The following is a 19,007-nucleotide window of genomic DNA, read 5'->3' as shown; positions in this document are numbered from 1 at the left end:
ACAGCACCGGTGCGCCCCGCGTCCGTTCACGCCGCGTGGCCCCCGTCCACCGCGAACTCCGTACCCGTGACGTAGTCAGCCGCGGCAAGGTACGCGACCGTCGACGCCACCTCGTCGGCCGTGCCGAAGCGGCCCAGCGCGGTCATGGCCGCCTGGCCGGACGCGAACGGGCCGTCGGCCGGGTTCATGTCCGTGTCGATGGGACCGGGATGGACGATGTTCGCCGTGATCCCGCGCGGACCCAACTCGCGGGCCAGCGCCTTCGTCAGGCCGATCAGGGCGGACTTGCTGGTCGCGTAGAGCGTGCCGCCGGGACCAGGCACCCGCTGGGTCATGCAGGTGCCGATCGTGATGATGCGGCCCCCGGCGTCCATGCGGGCGGCCGCCGCCCGTGACGTCAGGAAGACGCCCCGGACGTTCACCGCGAGGACCCGGTCCACATCGGTCAGCGACAGGCCCTCCAGCGGGCCCAGCACACCGATGCCGGCGTTGTTCACCAGCACGTCCAGGCCCCCGAGCGCCTCGGCGGCACGGCCCACGGCGCCCTGCGCCTCGTCCGCGTCACCGGCGTCCGCCCGCAGCGCCACGGCCCGCCGGCCGAGTGCCTCGACGGCCCGTACGACCTCCTCGGCCGCCTCCTTGCCGTGCACGTACGTCAGGGCGACGTCCGCGCCCTCCCGCGCCAGCCGCAGCGCCGTTGCCGCGCCGATGCCGCGGCTGCCCCCGGTGACCAGGGCGACCTTGCCGTGCAGAGTTCCGTAAGTGGTTGTCATGGGTCCATCCCAGCTCCGCGCGGACGGCGATGCCGGCGGCGAACGGACACCGAGTCCGGGCGGGTTCGCGGCGCCCGTCGAACGCCGGCCCGTCACCCCGCCGCATGCTCCGGCGGGTTCGGGGCATCCGGATGGCGACCGGCGCACCGGCCGGAGTCGACGAAAGGGACGGACATCGTGCTGGCCATCGTTTCCGCAGTCCTGTTCTTCATAGCCTTCCTGATCAACGCGGCGGAGGTCTCGACCAACGACACCTTCACCTCCACCAACATCATGCTGCTCGGCCTCATGGTGCTGGCCCTCCAACTGGCGGGCGTCGGCAGCGGCTGGTCGGCACGCGGCCGCCGGAGGTGACGGCCGCGAGCAGGGCCGGACTAGGGTGCCGCCATGCACCCACCCGCACCACCCGCGCCGCGCCGGGCCCGTGACATCGGCCTGGGCGTGGGTGACCTGCCGACGGGCACCCACAACGCGCTCACCGACGTGCCGGGGGTCCGCGTGGGGCACACCACCCTGGTGTCCCCACCGCGCGTGCACAGCGGGGTCACCGCGATCGTGCCCGCCGGGGTGGGGCCCGAAAGCCCGTTGCCCGCAGGGGTGTTCGCGGGCAACGGCTACGGCAAGCTGATCGGCGCCACGCAACTGGCCGAACTCGGCGCCCTGGAGACGCCCGTCCTGCTCACCTCCACGCTGTCCGCGTTCCGTGTCGCGGACTCCCTGGTCGGCTGGCTGCTCGAACGCCCCGAGGGAGCGCGCGCCCGGAGCCTGAACCCCGTGGTGGGGGAGTGCAACGACGGGCTGCTGTCCGACATCCGCTCGCGCCCGGTCCGCGACGACCACGTCCGCGCGGCGCTGGAGACGGCGTCCGACGGGCCGGTGCCCGAAGGCTGCGTCGGAGCGGGCACCGGCACGGTCGCCCTGGGTTTCAAGGCCGGCATCGGTACCTCGTCGCGAAGGGTGCCGGTGGCGGGGCGGCAGGCGACCCTCGGCGTGCTGGTGCAGGCCAACTTCGGGGGCACGCTGAGGGTCGGCGGGCGGACGGTCACTCCCGCCGATGTCGGCCTGCCGGCCCCTGCCGAGCAGCCGGAGGCCGGCTCCTGCATGGTCGTGGCCGCCACCGACGCCCCGCTGGACGCCCGCCAGCTGACCCGGCTCGCCCGCCGCTCCGTCTTCGCGCTGGCCAGGTCCGGTGGCGCCTACGGTCACGGCAGCGGCGACTACGGCATCACCTTCGGCACCCGGCCGACGAGCAGTCCGTCAGGGCCCGCCCTCGCGCCCGACGACACGCTCGACCCGCTCTTCACCGCCGTACTGGACGCGGTGGAGGAGGCCGTCCTCAACGCCCTGCTGACCGCCACCACGACCACGGGCCCCGGCGGCCGTACGCGCCACCCGCTGCCGTCGGAAGCGCTGCTCGCCCTGCTGGGGCACCCGGCCCACCGATGAGTTGCGGGCGTCGCCGGGGTCTGAGCTCATGACAGCAGACGCCATTTCAGGAAAAGAGGCACTCGTCATGGGCAAGCTCGTCTCCACCCTCTTCGTCACCCTCGACGGCGTCTACCAGGCGCCCGGCGGCCGGGAGGAGGACACCCGCGGCGGCTTCGAGCACGGCGGCTGGGTCTTTCCGTACGCCGACGACGACTTCGGGAAGTTCATCACCGGGGTCTTCGAGCGTCCCGCGGCCTTCCTCCTCGGGCGGCGCACGTACGACATCTTCGCCTCGTACTGGCCGAAGGTGACCGACCCCGCCGACCCGGTCGCCGCCAAGCTCAACGCGCTGCCGAAGTACGTCGCCTCCTCCACGCTGACCGACCCCGGGTGGGCCGGCACCACCGTGGTCAGCGGCGACCTCGGCAAGGAGGTCACCGCCCTCAAGGAGCGCACCGACGGCGAGCTCCAGGTGCACGGCAGCGGCGCCCTCGTCCGTTCGCTGCTGGCCCTCGGCCTCGTGGACACCCTGCACCTGATGACCTTCCCGGTCGTGCTCGGCTCGGGCCACCGGCTGTTCACGGAGGGCGCCGTGCCGACCCGCTTCAAGCACACCGGCGGCAGCAGCACGGGCAAGGGCGTCGCCATCAACTCCTACGACCTGGCGGGCCGCCCCGAGTACGGCACGTTCGGACTTCCCGAGGATGCGTGAAACACCCCACGTCGGCGCTCCCGCACGGCCTCATGGAGATCGGGTGAGAGCGCCGGGGCGCACGTTAACTTCCCGAGAACTCATCGGACTCGAAGGGAAAATCTCCCTTCTTGACATTGACATGCCACTGTCTACGCGCGTCATCATGAAGTCATGAGATTCCCCCCACGAATCACTCGCATCGGCGCCGCAGCCGCCGTCCTGTCCGCCCTTCTCGTCGGTGGCACCGTCACCGCCACTCCGGCCGCAGCGGCCGTGGGCAGCATCTGTTACAGCGCTCTGCCCTCCCAGGCGCACGACACGCTCGACCTCATCGAGCAGGGCGGCCCCTACCCGTACGAGCAGGACGGCACCGTCTTCCAGAACCGGGAAGGCATCCTGCCGAGCCAGTCGGCCGGGTACTACCACGAGTACACGGTCATCACTCCCGGGTCCCCCACACGCGGAGCTCGCCGGATCGTCACCGGTGAGGAGAACCAGGAGGACTACTACACGGCCGACCACTACGAGTCGTTCGACCTGGTCGACCACGGCTGCTGAGTCCGCGGGCCCCGGCCGACGCCGAGGAACGGCGCGACCGGCCGGGAGTCCGGTCCGGATTCAGCCGGACTTCCGGCTCTCGGCGGCGGCGAACAGCGCGAACGCCAGCACGAGCAGTGCGACGCTCGCGTAGATCTCGAAGCCGTCGAGGAAGCCGACCCGCTGCACGAGGCCCCACTTCCAGTCGGTGAACTCGTGCACCAGACCGGCGACGCCCTGCACCAGGGCGATGAATCCGAGTAGCTCCAGCAACTGCTTCATGTCATGACTCTCGCCCCGCGGACCCCCCACGCCAATCGGCCGCGGGGCGAGGCATGACCGACGGAAGTCCACCTTCCGCAGGGACCGCCGCGTCCAAAGTCGGTGATGCCGCGACTTTGGTCGGCGATCGCTTTCGAGGCAGCGCATCGGTGCCCCGCACTGCGTAGATTTGTCGACCGTGAGTGGTGACAAGCAGGAGCACGCCCCGCAGGCGTTCGCGGGGCCGCGCTGGCTGCTGCCGTCCGCCCTGGTGAAGGAACTCGGACTCGACCCCGGGGGCTCCGGGCGCACCCGGCGTACGGCACGCGACTGGGTGGTCGACTTCTGCTGCTTCCTGCTCGCGGTGTTCATCGGGCTGCTGGCCGCCGACACGCTGCGCAGCGAGGACCTGCCGGACGGCTACGTCGTCTTCGACCAGGTGGTGGGCGCCCTCTCGTGCGCCGCGGTGTGGCTGCGGCGCCGCTGGCCCCTCGGGCTCGCCGTCTCGATGATCCCGATCGGTTTCGTGTCGAACACCGCCGGCGGCGCGGCCGTGGTCGCCCTTTTCACGCTCGCCGTGCACCGGCCCTTCCGGTACGTCGCCTGGGTGGCCCTGGCGGAGCTGGCGCTGGTCCCGGTGTTCTTCTGGCTGCGCCCCGACCCCGATGTGCCGTACATCTGGGCGATCGTCTTCGGGGTGCTGCTGACGGGGGCGATCGTCGGCTGGGGCATGTTCGTACGGTCGAAGCGGCAGCTCATGCTGAGCCTGCGCGACCGTGCCCTGCGTGCCGAGACCGAGGCCGTCCTGCGCGCCGAGCAGGCGCAGCGGCTCGCGCGCGAGGCCATCGCCCGGGAGATGCACGACGTCCTCGCGCACCGGCTGACGCTGCTCAGCGTGCACGCGGGCGCCCTGGAGTTCCGGCCCGACGCGCCCCGCGAGGAGATCCAGCGGGCGGCGGGCGTGATCCGGGAGAGCGCCCACGAGGCACTCCAGGACCTGCGGGAGATCATCGGCGTGCTGCGCGCGGGCGAGGCCGACGACGGCGGCCGCCCGCAGCCGACCCTCGCGGCACTGGAGGCGCTGGTCGCCGAGTCCCGCGAGGCCGGCATGAAGGTCACCCTCGTCCAGCGCGTCACCGACCCGGGCGCCGTACCGTCCTCCGTCGGCCGCACCGCCTACCGCATCGCCCAGGAGGGCCTGACCAACGCCCGCAAGCACGCCCCCGGCACCGAGGTCACGGTGACGGTGACCGGCGCACCGGGCGAGGGACTGTCGGTCACGGTGCGCAATCCCGCGCCCGAGGGCCGGGTCCCGCACGTTCCCGGCTCGGGACAGGGCCTGATCGGGCTCACCGAGCGGGCCACGCTCGCGGGAGGGCGGCTGGAGCACGGGCCCGCGGCGGACGGGGGCTTCGAGGTGCGGGGGCGGCTGCCGTGGGCGTGACGTCCGTGTTACCGGGCGCCCAACAGCCGCTCCGCCGCGTGCTGTTGTGCGCGCGGAGCCGCAGCGGGCACCGGCCGCCGACGCGTCCCCGGGGGCGCTCCAAGCGGTCCGGCACCTGAATCCCGTGCAACCGTGATTACGTAAGGCACATGACTGCGATCAGGCTCCTCCTCGTCGACGACGACCCGTTGGTCAGGGCCGGTCTGTCCTTCATGCTGGGCGGCGCCGACGACATCGAGATCGTCGGCGAGGCGTCCGACGGCTCCGAGGTCGAGGCGCTTCTCGACCGCACCCGGCCGGACGTGGTGCTGATGGACATCCGGATGCCGTCCGTCGACGGCCTCACCGCCACGGAGCGCCTCCGCGGCAGGAAGGACGCCCCGCAGGTGGTGCTGCTGACCACCTTCCACGCCGACGACCAGGTGCTGCGCGCCCTGCGCGCCGGGGCCGCCGGGTTCGTGCTCAAGGACACCCCGCCCGCCGAGATCGTCGCCGCCGTGCGCCGCGTCGCGGCCGGCGATCCGGTCCTCTCGCCCACCGTGACACGGCAGTTGATGGACCACGCCGCCGGCTCCGCCGCGGACACCCGCCGCACGCGCGCACGCGCGCGGCTCACCGTCCTCAACGACCGCGAACGCGAGGTCGCCGTCGCGGTGGGCCGGGGCCTGTCCAACGCCGACATCGCCACCGAACTGTTCATGAGCGTCGCCACCGTCAAGACCCACGTCTCGCGCGTCCTGGCCAAGCTCGACCTCAACAACCGTGTCCAGATCGCCCTGTTGGCGTACGACGCGGGGTTGTCGGAGGAAATGGAGGACAACGGGCACTAGTCCGCGATGCCGTGCGTTCTCGGTGCAGTGGGAGGGGGAGCGTCATGGTGGAAGTGATCGACCTCGGGGAGTTCGGCGACGGGTTCCGCACGGACCCGCACCCCGTGTACGCGCGACTGCGTGCCGAGGGCCCGGTGCACCGGGTGCGGCTCCAGGAACCCGATGCGCACCACGAGACCTGGCTCGTCGTCGGGCACGAGGAGGCCCGCGCGGCGCTCGCCGACCCCAGGCTCGCCAAGGACGGCAGCAGGATCGGGGTGACCTTCCTCGACGAGGAGCTGATCGGGAAGTATCTGCTGGTCGCCGACCCGCCCCAGCACACCCGCTTGCGGAGCCTGATCACACGCGCGTTCACGATGCGCAGGGTGGAGGAACTGCGCCCGAGGATCCAGCAGATCACCGGCGAACTGCTCGACGCGATGCTCCCGCAGGGGCGCGCCGACCTCGTGGACTCCTTCGCCTACCCGCTGCCCATCACCGTCATCTGCGAGCTGCTCGGCGTGCCCGAGATGGACCGCACGGAGTTCCGCAAGATCTCCACGGAGGCGGTCGCCCCGACCAGCGCACAGAGCGAGTACGACGCCTTCGTGCGCCTCGCCGAGTACCTCACCGAACTCATCGAGGACAAGCGCTGCGCGGGCCCCGGCGACGACCTGCTGAGCGACCTGATCCGCACCACCGCCGAGGACGGTGACCGGCTCTCCCCGCAGGAGCTGCGCGGCATGGCCTTCGTCCTGCTGATCGCGGGCCACGAGACGACGGTCCACCTCATCACCAACGCCGTCCACGCCCTGCTCACCCACCCAGACCAACTGGCCGCCCTGCGCGCTGACATGACCCTGATCGACGGCGCCGTCGAGGAGGCGCTGCGCTACGAGGGGCCGGTGGAGAACGCGACGTTCCGGTTCGCCGCCGAGCCCCTGGAGATAGCCGGAGTGCCGATCGCGCCGGGCGAGGCGGTGATGATCGGCCTCACCGCCGCCGACCGCGACGCCACCCGCTTCCCCGCCCCCGAGCGCTTCGACATCCGGCGCGACACCCGCGGCCACCTCGCCTTCGGCCACGGCATCCACTACTGCCTCGGCGCCCCGCTCGCCCGCATGGAGGCCCGCACGGCCATCCGGTCCCTGCTGGAGCGCGCCCCTGACCTGGCCCTGGACGGACCGCCGGGGCAGTGGCTGCCGGGGGTGCTGATACGTGGGGTGCGGAGCCTGCCGGTGCGGTGGTAGAGGCGCGAGCCGTGAGGGCTCCTCGGGGTACTCGCCCTCACATCGCCGCGTTCTGGGTCCCGCCCGGCAGTTCGGCGACGGCGACCGGTCTTCGGTCGCGTCTCGACAGCTCGCACGCCTCCGAGATCCGCAGCGCCTGCAAGGCCTCCCGGCCGTCACAGGGGTTGGCCCGCTCGCCGCGCACGACCTCCACGAACGCGTTCAGCTCCGCCTCGTACGCGGGCCCGAACCGCTCCAGGAACCCCGGCCACGGCTTGTCCGCCGCGGGTGGCCCCGTCGGCTCGGTGGACGCCACCGGCGTGCGGTCGTCCAGCCCGACCACGACCGTGTCCAGCTCACCGGCCAGCTCCATGCGCACGTCGTACCCGGCGCCGTTCAGCCGGGTCGCCGTGGCCGTGGCGAGCGTGCCGTCGTCCATGGTGAGCACCACCGCCGCGGTGTCCACGTCGCCCGCCTCACGGAACATCGCGGGTCCGGCGTCGGACCCGGCCGCGTACACGTCGACGACCTCACGCCCGGTCACCCAGCGCAGCACGTCGAAGTCGTGGATCAGCGTGTCCCGGTACAGCCCGCCGGACAGCGGCAGCCAGGCGGCCGGCGGCGGCGCCTGGTCGCTGGTCAGGGCCCGCACCGTGTGCAGCCGCCCGAGCCGGCCGGAGCGCACCGCCTCACGGGCGCCCGCGTAGCCGGTGTCGAAGCGCCGCTGGAAGCCCATCTGGAGGATCGTCCCGGCGGTCTCCACCTCCCCGATCGCGTGCAGGGTGCCCGGCAGGTCGAGGGCTATCGGCTTCTCGCAGAACACCGGGAGCCCCGCCCGGGCCGCCCGGCCGATCAGTTCGGCATGGGCCGAAGTCGCCGTGGTGATCACCACGGCGTCCACGCCCCAGCGGAAGATCTCGTCGACCCCGGGCGCCGCCGTCTCGCCGAGCCGGTGAGCCAGCTCCTGGGCGCGCGAGACATCCGCGTCCGTGAGGATCAAGGAGCCGACGTCGCGATGACGGCTGAGCGTGTTGGCGTGGATCGTGCCGATGCGGCCCGTACCGATGACCCCGATGCGCATGGAAACAAAGTGCGGGTTCAGTGCGTGCGCTGTCAATGCAAATGTCCGGACAATCAAACTACACGACTTCCCGTCAACAACGCGTAGAGCTACAGTCGGCCCGTGCCGAAACCAGAACAGGACCCGACCGTGGAACTCGAGCTCAGCGTGGACCGGAGCAGTCCGGTGCCCTTGTACTTCCAGCTGTCCCAACAGCTCGAAGCCGCGATCGAGCACGGAGCGCTCACGCCCGGCAGCCTGCTGGGCAACGAGATCGAGCTCGCCGCACGCCTCGGCCTGTCCCGTCCCACGGTCCGCCAGGCCATCCAGTCGCTGGTGGACAAGGGCCTGCTGGTGCGCCGCCGGGGCGTCGGGACCCAGGTCGTGCACAGCCAGGTCAAGCGCCCGCTGGAGCTCAGCAGCCTCTACGACGACCTGGAGTCGGCCGGCCAGCGCCCCGCGACCCGGGTGATCGTCAACACCGTCGTCCCGGCGTCCGCCGAGGTCGCGGCGGCCCTCGGGGTGGCCGAGGACAGCGACGTGCACCGGATCGAGCGGCTGCGCCTGGCGCACGGCGAGCCGATGGCTTACCTGTGCAACTACCTGCCGCCCGGGCTGCTCGGCCTGGACACCGCGCAACTGGAGGCCACCGGCCTGTACCGGCTGATGCGCGCCGCCGGCATCACCCTGCACAGTGCCCGCCAGACGATCGGCGCCCGCGCCGCCACCGCCGCCGAGGCCGAACGCCTGGCCGAGGAGGAGGGCGCCCCGCTGCTCACGATGCAGCGCGTGACGTTCGACGACACGGGCCGGGCGGTGGAGTACGGCACGCACACGTACCGCCCGAGCCGCTACTCCTTCGAGTTCCAGCTGCTCGTACGGTCGTGAACGCAAGCCCCTAGCGCGCCTGACCAACCGGGACGGACCGATCGGTACGTTGCAATGTCAGGACAATGCAACGTGCCTGGAGGGCATCGCCCCGGCAGGGACGCGGGAACCGCGCGCCCGACCACGCCGAACCGGCACCCGGCATGTGACGCGCACCCGCCTTTGCCGCCCCGTTCGGCACCCAGCGTGAGCGTGCGGCAGAATCGGCCCTGATGAGCACCTACCGCGACTTCACCGCCCCGATCGGCTCACGGCGGGCCCCCGTTCTGAGGACGGTGGGCCCAAGAGAGCGCCGTTCGCACCTGACGGCGCCCAGAGTCCCCACCGTGGGCATCGACATCGGTGGCACCAAGGTGATGGCGGGCGTCGTGGACGCCGACGGCAACATCCTGGAGAAGGTCCGCACGGAGACCCCGGACAAGTCCAAGAGCCCGAAGGTCGTCGAGGACACCATCGTCGAACTGGTCCTGGACCTGTCCGACCGCCACGACGTGCACGCCGTCGGCATCGGTGCGGCCGGCTGGGTCGACGCCGACCGCAACCGCGTCCTGTTCGCGCCTCATCTGTCCTGGCGCAACGAGCCGCTGCGGGACCGCATCGCGGGCCGGCTCGCCGTGCCGGTCCTGGTCGACAACGACGCCAACACGGCCGCCTGGGCGGAGTGGCGCTTCGGCGCCGGCCGTGACGAGGACCACCTCGTCATGATCACCCTGGGTACCGGAATCGGCGGTGCGATCCTGGAGGACGGGCAGGTCAAGCGGGGCAAGTACGGCGTCGCCGGCGAGTTCGGCCATATGCAGGTCGTGCCCGGCGGCCACCGCTGCCCGTGCGGCAACCGCGGCTGCTGGGAGCAGTACAGCTCCGGCAACGCGCTGGTGCGCGAGGCGAAGGAGCTGGCCGCCGCCGACTCTCCCGTGGCGTACGGGATCATCGAGCACGTCAAGGGCCAGATCGGCGACATCACCGGCCCGATGATCACCGAGCTGGCCCGCGACGGCGACGCGATGTGCATCGAGCTGCTCCAGGACATCGGCCAGTGGCTCGGCGTCGGCATCGCCAACCTCGCGGCCGCCCTGGACCCCTCCTGCTTCGTCATCGGCGGCGGTGTGTCGGCCGCCGACGACCTGCTGATCGGCCCCGCGCGGGACGCCTTCAAGCGCCACCTCACCGGCCGCGGCTACCGCCCCGAGGCCCGCATCACCCGCGCCCAGCTCGGCCCCGAGGCCGGCATGGTCGGCGCCGCCGACCTGGCCCGCCTGGTCGCCCGCCGGTTCCGGCGCGCCAACCGGCGCCGGGTGGAGCGCTACGAGCGCTACGCGCGGTTCGCGGAAGCCCGCCGGACGTCCCAGGGGTCGGCGTGACCGTGTCCGTACCCCGCCAGGCCGACTCGCCGGACGAGCAGTCCGAGCCCGAGGGCCGTCGCCACAGGAACCGCCGCAGGGCGCTCACCCTGCTCATCATCGTGCTGCTCATCGGCGTGCCGGCCGGCTACCTGGTGATCTCCGCCAACCAGAGCCGCGACAGCGGCAAGGACAAGGAGGCGAAGTACTCCGCGACCGGCCTCACCAAGGGCTGGCCGTCGAGGGTGCAGCGCCGGCTCTACCAGATCCCGATCCCGGTGCCGTCGTACAAGGTCGCCTACTACGAGACGAACAACTGGAAGACCAGCCGTCTCTACGTCCAGTTCGAGACCACCAAGGGCAACCTGGACGTCTTCCTCAAGTCCATCGGCGCCGACCGGGACGACCTGGAGGCGGACGAGGTCACCATCAACGCCCGCGACCAGAAGGTCACCGGCTGGCACTTCAAGGACTCCGGGTCCTGGTACGGCCTGGTCCGCAAGCAGAAGGACCCGGCGCCCACCCAGGACATCGTGGTCAACCTGTCCGACCCGGACCACCCCTTCGTGTACGCGGTCTCCCGTACGGTTCCCTGACGACACGGTGATCACGACGTGGCGGTCCCCGGCCCGGACGGGCCGCCGGGGCCGATTGTCAGACCCCGCCCGTAGAGTCGAAGACGGTTGATCGGACTCGAAGGCGGGAGGTGACAGGGCGTATGAGCGACATGGCCACGGTGGCCGAGAGGGCGGGGCGGGACGTCCCTGTGCGGCTCGCGGCCGTCTTCCTGCCCGCGTCCCTTCCGCGCGAGGGGCGGATCGCCTTCTGGGACCCGGAGGGCGGCCCGCTGCCCGCCGAGGACACCGAGCTCACCGTCGTACGGCGCCATGGCGCAGGAGTCCGCCGCAGGACCGCCCCCGCGCTGACCCTGCCGCTCGACGACGCGCTGCCGCTGCTCGTGCGGGCGCGGCGGGACCCGGCCGCCCACCCCGCCACCGCCTGCTGGGGCGCGGCCGCCCTGCACGCCCTGCGGCTCACCGCACGCGGCCGGCTGCTGCCCGGCCTGACCCCCACCGGCCACGACGCCTGGCGCGCTGGCCCCCTCGACCCCGACGACATCGCACACCTGCGCGCGGTCGCCGCGGCCCTGCCCCACGAGGGCCACGCGGTCCCCCTGCCCGGCCCCGGCCCGCTGCGGCTGCCCGAGCCGGAGGCGCTGATGCGCGCCTTCCTGGACGCGGTCGCCGACACCCTGCCCCGCACCCCGGCCGCGCCGCACGTCTCGGGGAAGCCCTTCGCCGCGCGCGAGGCCCAGCGGCTGCCCGGCGCCCACGACTGGGCGGCCGAGGTCGCCGCCGGCATGGACGCGGGCGTACGGATCTCACTGCGCCTGGACCTCTCGGCGTACGACCTCTTCGACGACCGCGACGACGGCGCACGCCGCGCGGGCGCGGCCGTCGTCCAGGTGCACAGCCTCGCCGACCCCACCCTGGTGGCCGACGCGGCCGCCCTGTGGGCCGGCCAGGCCGACGACGCCTTCGGGCCGCGCGCGCGGGTGGACGCCGCTCTGGCGGTGCGCCGCGCGGCCCGGGTGTGGGCCCCGCTCGACCGCCTCGCCGAGCAGGACGTGCCCGACGTACTGGCCCTCTCCGACGAGGAGTTGGGCGACCTGCTGGGCGTGGCCACCACCCGCCTCGCGGCGGCCGGGGTGGCCGTGCACTGGCCCCGGGACCTGGCGCAGGACCTCAGCGCGGCGGCGATCGTACGGCCCGCGCCCGGCTCGGCGACCGACGGCACCGGGTTCTTCGAGAGCGAGGAACTGCTCCAGTTCCGCTGGCAGTTGGCGATCGGCGGCGACCCGCTCACCGAGGGCGAGATGGACGCTCTGGCCGAGGCGCACCGCCCCGTCGTCCGGCTGCGGGACAGCTGGGTCCTGGTCGACCCGGCGCTCGTCCGCAAGGCACGCAAGCGCGAACTGGGCCTGCTCGACCCGGTCGACGCACTGTCCGTCGCCCTCACCGGCACCGCGGAGGTCGAAGGCGAGACGGTCGAGGCGGTGCCGGTCGGCGCACTGGCGGCCCTGCGGGACCGGCTCACCACGGGCGTACGGCCGGCCGAGGCACCGCCGGGCCTGCACGCCACCCTGCGCGACTACCAACTCCGGGGCCTGGCCTGGCTGGACCTCATGACATCCCTGGGACTCGGCGGCTGCCTGGCCGACGACATGGGCCTCGGCAAGACGATCACGGTGATCGCGCTGCATCTGAAGCGCGCCAGGACCGCCCCGACCCTGGTGGTCTGCCCGGCCTCCCTGCTGGGCAACTGGCAGCGGGAGATCACCCGTTTCGCCCCCGGCGTCCCCGTCCGCCGCTTCCACGGCCCGGACCGCACCCTGGACGACATGGACGGCGGCTTCGTCCTGACGACGTACGGCACCATGCGGTCGACGGCACCGACGCTGGCCGAGCACACCTGGGGCATGGTCGTCGCCGACGAGGCACAGCACGTGAAGAACCCCCACTCGGCGACCGCGAAGGCGCTGCGCACCATCCCGACGCCCGCGCGCGTGGCGCTGACCGGCACACCGGTGGAGAACAACCTCTCCGAACTCTGGGCCCTGCTCGACTGGACCACACCCGGCCTGCTCGGTCCGCTGAAGTCCTTCCGCGCCCGGCACGCGCGTGCCGTGGAGAACGGTGAGGACGAGGAGGCGGTGACCCGGCTGGCCCGCCTGGTGCGGCCGTTCCTGCTGCGCCGCAAGAAGTCCGACCCGGGGATCGTCCCCGAACTGCCGCCCAAGACGGAGACGGACCACCCCGTCCCGCTCACCCGTGAACAGGCCGCGCTCTACGAGGCCGTGGTGCGTGAGTCGCTGCTCGCCATCGAGACGGCGGAGGGCATCGCGCGCCGCGGGCTGGTGCTGAAACTCCTGACGTCCCTGAAGCAGGTCTGCGACCACCCCGCGCTGTATCTGAAGGAGGAGACCGCGGCACCGGCCGCCGGCCTCGCCGCCCGCTCCGGCAAGCTGGCCCTGCTGGACGAACTGCTCGACACCGTGCTGGCCGAGGACGGTTCGGTGCTGGTCTTCACGCAGTATGTGGGGATGGCCCGCCTGATCGCCGCCCACCTCGCCTCCCGGGCGGTCCCGGTGGAGCTGCTGCACGGCGGTACGCCCGTCCCGGACCGCGAACGGATGGTGGACCGCTTCCAGGACGGCGCGACCCCGGTCCTGGTGCTGTCCCTCAAGGCCGCCGGCACCGGCCTCAACCTCACCCGCGCCGGCCATGTCGTCCACTTCGACCGCTGGTGGAACCCGGCGGTCGAGGAACAGGCCACCGACCGTGCCTACCGCATCGGCCAGACCCAGCCCGTCCAGGTCCACCGCCTCATCACCGAGGGCACCGTGGAGGACCGCATCGCCGAGATGCTCGAATCCAAGCGAGCCCTGGCCGACGCGATCCTCGGCTCCGGCGAATCGGCCCTCACCGAACTGACGGACCACGAACTGTCCGACCTCGTGTCGCTGAGGAGGGAGTCATGACGGGGGCGGGGGAGTGGAGGAGTCCGGAGGGCGAGGAGTCGGAGGTGCGGCACGCCCCGTCGGCGGAGGCCGAAGCTAGTCGGCGCGGGGATGCCGAGCACCGGCCGGCCGATGCCGCACGCCGTGCGCTGCGGGCCGCCCGGGAGCGGCGGGAGTCCGAGCAAGGGGCCGCCGCGGGGGACGAGTCGGCCGCAGGGGAGGACAAGCGGCGGGTTGCTCGACCGGGGGATGCCGCTCGTGCCGCGGTGCGGTCCACCCGAGAGCCTGACCGGGACCGAGCCCATGGTGTGGGCGGCGTGGGTGCGAGCTCTGCCGGTGGCCCGGACGTCGTGGAGGGCGGCCGTGATGTTCCGCGGTCCGGGGCACGCCGCGTGTCGAGCGAGGACGCGCGTCGGCCGGGAGCGCATCAGCAGGGAGCCAACCGCCCTGGCGCGGAAGCGGATCCGGCCGAGTCGGACCCGTCCGGCACGCCGACCGAGCACGGCGTGCAGGGCACGTCGAGCGAGCCCGGCACCGAGTCGCCCGCTCCGGCGTCCGGCCGTCCCGGTCCGCGTCCTGGGGACGCCGCGCGTGAGGCGTTGCGCGCGGCCCTGGAGGAGAGGCGACGGGCCGAGTCGGAGGAAGCGGGCAGGGGAGTTCGGGGCGCCGGCACTTCGCGCCGGCCCGCGTCACCGACCCGTTCCGGAGCCGGGGATCGACCCCGACGGGACGCGGGCGGCGATGACGTCCGGCAGCGGGGGAGCGAGCCGCCCCGCCGGCCGGTCCGTGCCGCCGACCGCATGCGTGTCCGTGACGTACAGAGCCTGCTTGCCGGTGCCTTCATGATGCCGTCCTCGGACGCGCCCGAGGGCGACGAGGACTCGGGCCTGCCCGATCCGGCCGACCGCTCGCGACGCAGCCCGGCGAGTCCTTCCTCATCCGCACCTGACCACTCGCGGCGTACCCCGGCGAGTCCTCCCTCAGCCGCACCCGATCACCCGCGACGCGACCCGGCGAGTCCCTCCTCAGCCGCGCCCGACCACCCCTGGCACCCCTCCGCGCCGCCCACCGACGGCGACCCTTTCCCTGCCCCCGCATCTCCGCCTGAGTCCTCGCCCGCCTCGCCCTCCACCCCTCCGCCAAGTCCCCACCCCACCAACTCCACCAACCCCACCCCCCAGGTCCCCCGATCCATGGCCGCCCCCTCCCGCGATGGCGAACTCCGGCGTACCTTCCCGGCTTTCGCGGTGCGCCCCGCGGATGACACCCGGTTCGCCGAGAGCTGGTGGGGCAACGCCTGGGTGACCGCGTTGGAGGAGGGTGCTCTCGATGTCAAGCGGCTTGCGCGGGGGCGGGGTTACGCGCAGGAAGGGCATGTCGACGCCATCACCGTGACGCCGGGGCTGGTGCTGGCGTACGTGCTGGGGAGCCGTCCGCGTCCGTACCGTGTGCAGGTGCGGCTGCGGACGTTGGACGACGCCGACTGGACGCGGTTCCTGGACGCCGTCGCCGAACGGCCCGGCCACATCGCGGCGTTGCTGGACAAGGAGATGCCGCAGTCCCTCGCCGACTGCGGGGTGCCGCTGCTGCCGGGGCCGGGCGACCTGGACCCCCATTGCAGCTGCCCCGACCGGGGCCACCCCTGCAAGCACGCCGCCGCCCTCTGCTACCAGACGGCACGCCTGCTGGACGCCGACCCCTTCGTACTGCTCCTGCTGCGCGGCCGCGGTGAACGGCAGTTGCTCGACGCGCTGTCCCGGCTGAGCGCCGCCCGCGCTGCCCGGGCCGCACAGGAACAGCAGCCCGCGCCCGTCGCGGGCGTACGTGCCACCGAGGCACTGGACCCGGAGCGTCGGCTCCCGCCCCTCCCGGCCTCCTTGCCGGTGCCCCCGCACCCCGAGCAACCGCCCGTCTATCCGGCGGCCCCGGGCGGCCCGGACCCCTTCGCGCTGGACCAGTTGGCGACGGACGCCGCCGCGCGCGCCCACGCCATGCTCGGCACCGGCCGTGACCCGGTCGCCGAACTGACCCTGTGGCAGGACGCGGTACGGCTCGCCGCCGCCCGCCCCGGTTCGGGCCTGACCGCCGCCACCCGCGCCCTGTACGCCTCCCTGGCCGCAGCCACCGACCGCACCCCCGCCGACCTGGCCCGCGCGGTCGCGGCCTGGCGGCAGGGCGGGCTCGAAGGGCTCACCGTCCTCGAAGAGCCCTGGGACCCGCCGGCCGGCCGCTTCGACCGGGCCCGACCGCTCCTGCTCGCCGCCGACCTGCCGGCCTTCCGGCCCTGGCGCAACCGCCTCACCCACCCCCGCGGCCATGTCCAACTCCGCCTCGGCCGCGACGGGCTGTGGTACCCGTACGAGTCGGAACCCGGCCACGACGACTGGTGGCCACGCGGCACCCCGGACCTCGACCCCGTCGGCGCGCTCACCGGTCTCGACCCGGCGGGCGCCCTCGACGACCTCGGGTTCGCGCCGCCGGAAGCTTGACCCGACCATGCCCCGCACCGACGACCGCCCTTTCGGGGAGCAACTACACTGCCGCGTTGTCGCCCAGGCGGCACACAGCAACTGGCCGGAAGCGAACGGTGGGAGAGGCCATGGCAACGGGGGGATGGGGTCCCGGACCCGGCTCGGGACAACCGGGCGGCAACGGACCCGGCGGCCAGGGCTGGGGCGCCCCGTACGGACCCGGCCCGGCGCCCAACGGCCCCTACGGGCCGGGCAACGGCGGCACCCCCTACGGCCCGCCCCCGCCGAACCCGAACCCGTATCCCAACCCCCACCCCGGTCCGTACCCTTACGGCCCGCCGCCCGGCCGTCCCGTACCGGTGGCACGCCGCCGCGGCTGCCTCTGGTACTTCTCGCCGCTCTTCCTCGCGGTCCTGCTCCTGCGCTCCGCGCACCGCGTCGCCACCAAGCTGTTCGTGCACGAGAGCGGCGACCGGATCGTGGACCGCACCGTGGACCGCGTGCAGGTGGCGCGCACGGTGCTCGGCGCGCTGGCCACCATCGGGCTGATCCTCGCCTACGGCGTGGAGAAGGACCGTTGGAACAACGCGGCCGAGGCGGGCTTCGCCAACGCGATCGTCACGCCGTTCCTGCTGATCTGCGCCGGGCCGCTGGTCATCCTCGGGTTCATCTACTACGCGCCCCCGCACCTGAGGCCGCACCTGCGCTCACGCCTGCGCGCCCCGCTCAAGGCGGTCGGCTGGTTTCTGCTGTCCCTCGCCGTCGTCGCCGCGATCATCTACTTCGTGGGCAGCAGCGGGGTCATGGAGAGCAAGAACCCGTGGCTGGTGGTGCCGGTCGCGCTCATCACCATGGCGGCCATCTTCTGGGGCCTGCCGTTCCTGTTCCTGGCGTCGCTGTACTCCGCCCGCAGCGCCTTCAACACCGCCCATGTGCACCCGATGCTGCCGCCCGTGGTCACCGGCATCCTGGTCTGGCTCCTCGCGATCTTCAACCTGATCAGCGAGGGCATGCCCGCGGGTCCGCCGGTGGCCCAGTTCTGCTCGGTGCTGGGCGGCCCGCTGTCGGTGACCGCGGTCTCGGCGTGGGAGATGTGGCGGCTGCGCACCCGGTACGGCGTCACCGTCCGCGGCTGAGCCGAACCTCCGTCCCGTGAAGGCCGTGTGAGAGTTCCTCGCCGATCTGCGGGAGCCAGGTGTGAGGACGTGGGGTCCGTGGGGCCGGTGTTCGGATGCGGACGTTAGCGTGGAGCGGTGAGTGAGACGAAGACCCCCGCCCTCCAGTACCGATTCGACGGCCCGGAAGATGCCCCGGTCCTCATCCTGGGCCCCTCGCTCGGTACCACCTGGCACATGTGGGACCGGCAGGTTCCCGAGCTGACCCAGCAGTGGCGTGTCTTCCGGTTCGACCTGCCGGGACACGGCGGCGCGCCCGCCTACCCGGCGGGCTCCGTCGCCGAACTCGCCGAACGACTGCTCGTCACCCTCGACGGCCTCGGCGTGCAGCGCTTCGGCTACGCGGGCTGCGCGCTCGGCGGCGCGCTCGGCATCGAACTCGCCCTGCGCCACCCCGAGCGCATCGCCTCGCTCGCGCTGATCGCCGCCTCGCCCCGCTTCGGCACGGCGGACGAGTTCCGGCAGCGCGGCGTGATCGTGCGCACGAACGGCCTGGACCCCATCGCCCGCACCTCGCCGGACCGTTGGTTCACCAACGGCTTCGCCGCCGCCCAGCCCGCCATCACGGAGTGGGCCGTGCAGATGGTGCGCACCACCGACCCCGGCTGCTACATCGCCGCCTGCGAGGCCCTCGCCTCCTTCGACGTACGGTCGCAGCTCGCGGGCGTCGCCGTGCCCACGCTCGTCCTCGTCGGCTCGGACGACCAGGTCACCGGCCCCGCCGAGGCCCGCACCCTGGTCGCCGGCATACCGGACGCGCGGCTCGCCGTGGTCCCCGGTGCCTCCCACCTCGTGCCGGTCGAGCAGCCCGCCGCCGTCACCGACCTGCTGGTGCGGCACTTCTCCACCGCCTGGCAGCCCGCCTACGACTCCACGACCGGCCAGATGGCCATCGTCGCCGCCCCCGTGAAGCCGGTCCTGGCCCCCGTGCCGTCGCAGCCGGCGCCCATCGCCGAGATCGCCCCGGCCGTCGTACCGCAGCAGACGACGGGGCGGGCGGATCCGTACGACGCGGGGATCAAGGTCCGTCGTGAGGTGCTCGGTGACGCGCACGTCGACCGGGCCCTGGCGCAGGCCGACGACTTCTCGGGGGACTTCCAGGAGCTCATCACCCGCTACGCGTGGGGCGAGGTCTGGGGCAGACCCGGCCTCGACCGGCGCGCCCGCAGCTGTGTCACCCTCACCGCCCTGGTCGCGGGCGGCCACCTGGACGAACTCGCCTTCCACACCCGCGCCGCACTGCGCAACGGCCTCACCCCGGACGAGATCAAGGAAGTGCTGCTCCAGGCGGCCGTCTACTGCGGCGTACCGGCGGCCAACAGCGCGTTCAAGGTCGCCCAGAAGGTCATAAGGGAGGAGACCACTCCCGAGGAGTGAG

17 protein-coding genes are annotated in these 19,007 nt (G+C 73.0%); 14 read left to right on the top strand and 3 right to left on the bottom strand.

The genetic code is table 11. From position 1 onward, the window contains the following. Window positions 1-26: 26 nt before the first annotated feature. Complete coding sequence (locus CP983_RS08740) at window positions 27-773, bottom strand: 3-oxoacyl-ACP reductase family protein (RefSeq protein WP_150499179.1); 747 nt, start codon at window positions 771-773, stop codon at window positions 27-29. Window positions 774-950: 177 nt separating this feature from the next. Here CP983_RS08740 and CP983_RS08735 point away from each other — a divergent pair, with 177 nt between their 5' ends. The 4 genes from CP983_RS08735 (at window position 951) to CP983_RS08720 (ending at window position 3,453) form a co-directional block, all read left to right on the top strand. Further along, window positions 951-1,127 (top strand): hypothetical protein, encoded by a 177-nt coding sequence (locus CP983_RS08735; RefSeq protein WP_150499178.1) that lies wholly within the window; start codon window positions 951-953, stop codon window positions 1,125-1,127. A gap of 33 nt (window positions 1,128-1,160) precedes the next feature. Continuing rightward, window positions 1,161-2,219 (top strand): P1 family peptidase, encoded by a 1,059-nt coding sequence (locus CP983_RS08730; RefSeq protein ID WP_150499177.1) that lies wholly within the window; start codon window positions 1,161-1,163, stop codon window positions 2,217-2,219. Between the two features lie 67 nt (window positions 2,220-2,286). Beyond that, the gene (locus CP983_RS08725; protein ID WP_107907901.1) at window positions 2,287-2,913 is read left to right on the top strand and encodes a dihydrofolate reductase family protein; all 627 of its coding nucleotides are present in this window, start codon (window positions 2,287-2,289) and stop codon (window positions 2,911-2,913) included. Window positions 2,914-3,066: 153 nt separating this feature from the next. Beyond that, on the top strand, window positions 3,067-3,453 hold the full coding sequence (locus CP983_RS08720) for a guanyl-specific ribonuclease (RefSeq protein WP_125528903.1): 387 nt from the start codon (window positions 3,067-3,069) through the stop codon (window positions 3,451-3,453). A gap of 60 nt (window positions 3,454-3,513) precedes the next feature. Here the strand turns inward: CP983_RS08720 and CP983_RS08715 are convergent, their stop codons facing one another. Continuing rightward, complete coding sequence (locus CP983_RS08715) at window positions 3,514-3,714, bottom strand: hypothetical protein (RefSeq protein ID WP_150499176.1); 201 nt, start codon at window positions 3,712-3,714, stop codon at window positions 3,514-3,516. A 178-nt stretch (window positions 3,715-3,892) separates the two neighbouring features. On the opposite strand from CP983_RS08715, the gene CP983_RS08710 reads away from it, so the two are divergent. From CP983_RS08710 to CP983_RS08700, 3 genes are all read left to right on the top strand, one after another. Beyond that, window positions 3,893-5,137: a sensor histidine kinase gene (locus CP983_RS08710; RefSeq protein WP_150499175.1), complete on the top strand. Its 1,245-nt coding sequence runs from the start codon at window positions 3,893-3,895 to the stop codon at window positions 5,135-5,137. 149 nt (window positions 5,138-5,286) lie between these two features. Beyond that, complete coding sequence (locus CP983_RS08705) at window positions 5,287-5,967, top strand: response regulator transcription factor (protein ID WP_107907904.1); 681 nt, start codon at window positions 5,287-5,289, stop codon at window positions 5,965-5,967. Window positions 5,968-6,011: 44 nt separating this feature from the next. Beyond that, a complete protein-coding gene (locus CP983_RS08700; RefSeq protein ID WP_150499174.1) occupies window positions 6,012-7,196 on the top strand; it encodes a cytochrome P450 family protein in 1,185 nt (394 codons plus the stop codon). Between the two features lie 37 nt (window positions 7,197-7,233). Here the strand turns inward: CP983_RS08700 and CP983_RS08695 are convergent, their stop codons facing one another. Beyond that, complete coding sequence (locus tag CP983_RS08695; RefSeq protein ID WP_150499173.1) at window positions 7,234-8,256, bottom strand: Gfo/Idh/MocA family protein; 1,023 nt, start codon at window positions 8,254-8,256, stop codon at window positions 7,234-7,236. A 129-nt stretch (window positions 8,257-8,385) separates the two neighbouring features. Here CP983_RS08695 and CP983_RS08690 point away from each other — a divergent pair, with 129 nt between their 5' ends. The 7 genes from CP983_RS08690 (at window position 8,386) to pcaDC (ending at window position 19,006) form a co-directional block, all read left to right on the top strand. Then, on the top strand, window positions 8,386-9,123 hold the full coding sequence (locus CP983_RS08690; protein ID WP_107907907.1) for a GntR family transcriptional regulator: 738 nt from the start codon (window positions 8,386-8,388) through the stop codon (window positions 9,121-9,123). Window positions 9,124-9,335: 212 nt separating this feature from the next. Next, the gene (locus CP983_RS08685; protein ID WP_030957628.1) at window positions 9,336-10,484 is read left to right on the top strand and encodes an ROK family glucokinase; all 1,149 of its coding nucleotides are present in this window, start codon (window positions 9,336-9,338) and stop codon (window positions 10,482-10,484) included. Further along, the gene (locus CP983_RS08680) at window positions 10,481-11,059 is read left to right on the top strand and encodes a sugar kinase (protein ID WP_107907908.1); all 579 of its coding nucleotides are present in this window, start codon (window positions 10,481-10,483) and stop codon (window positions 11,057-11,059) included. The genes CP983_RS08685 and CP983_RS08680 overlap by 4 nt, the downstream gene beginning before the upstream one ends. A 122-nt stretch (window positions 11,060-11,181) precedes the next feature. Continuing rightward, window positions 11,182-14,004 (top strand): DEAD/DEAH box helicase, encoded by a 2,823-nt coding sequence (locus CP983_RS08675; protein WP_150499172.1) that lies wholly within the window; start codon window positions 11,182-11,184, stop codon window positions 14,002-14,004. Between the two features lie 779 nt (window positions 14,005-14,783). Next, entirely contained in the window at window positions 14,784-16,472 is a 1,689-nt protein-coding gene (locus CP983_RS08670; protein WP_373309806.1) for an SWIM zinc finger family protein, read from the top strand. A 110-nt stretch (window positions 16,473-16,582) separates the two neighbouring features. Beyond that, window positions 16,583-17,590, top strand: coding sequence for a hypothetical protein (locus CP983_RS08665; protein ID WP_150499170.1), 1,008 nt, complete (start codon window positions 16,583-16,585; stop codon window positions 17,588-17,590). Window positions 17,591-17,707: 117 nt separating this feature from the next. Then, window positions 17,708-19,006, top strand: a complete 1,299-nt coding sequence (gene pcaDC / locus CP983_RS08660; protein WP_107907911.1) for a bifunctional 3-oxoadipate enol-lactonase/4-carboxymuconolactone decarboxylase PcaDC — start codon at window positions 17,708-17,710, stop codon at window positions 19,004-19,006. Window position 19,007 lies beyond the last annotated feature (1 nt).

The organism is Streptomyces chartreusis, assembly GCF_008704715.1.
GTDB classification, from domain to species: Bacteria; Actinomycetota; Actinomycetes; order Streptomycetales; family Streptomycetaceae; genus Streptomyces; species Streptomyces chartreusis.
Note: the sequence above shows the minus strand (reverse complement) of the source record. Positions and strands in the feature narration are given on the sequence as shown.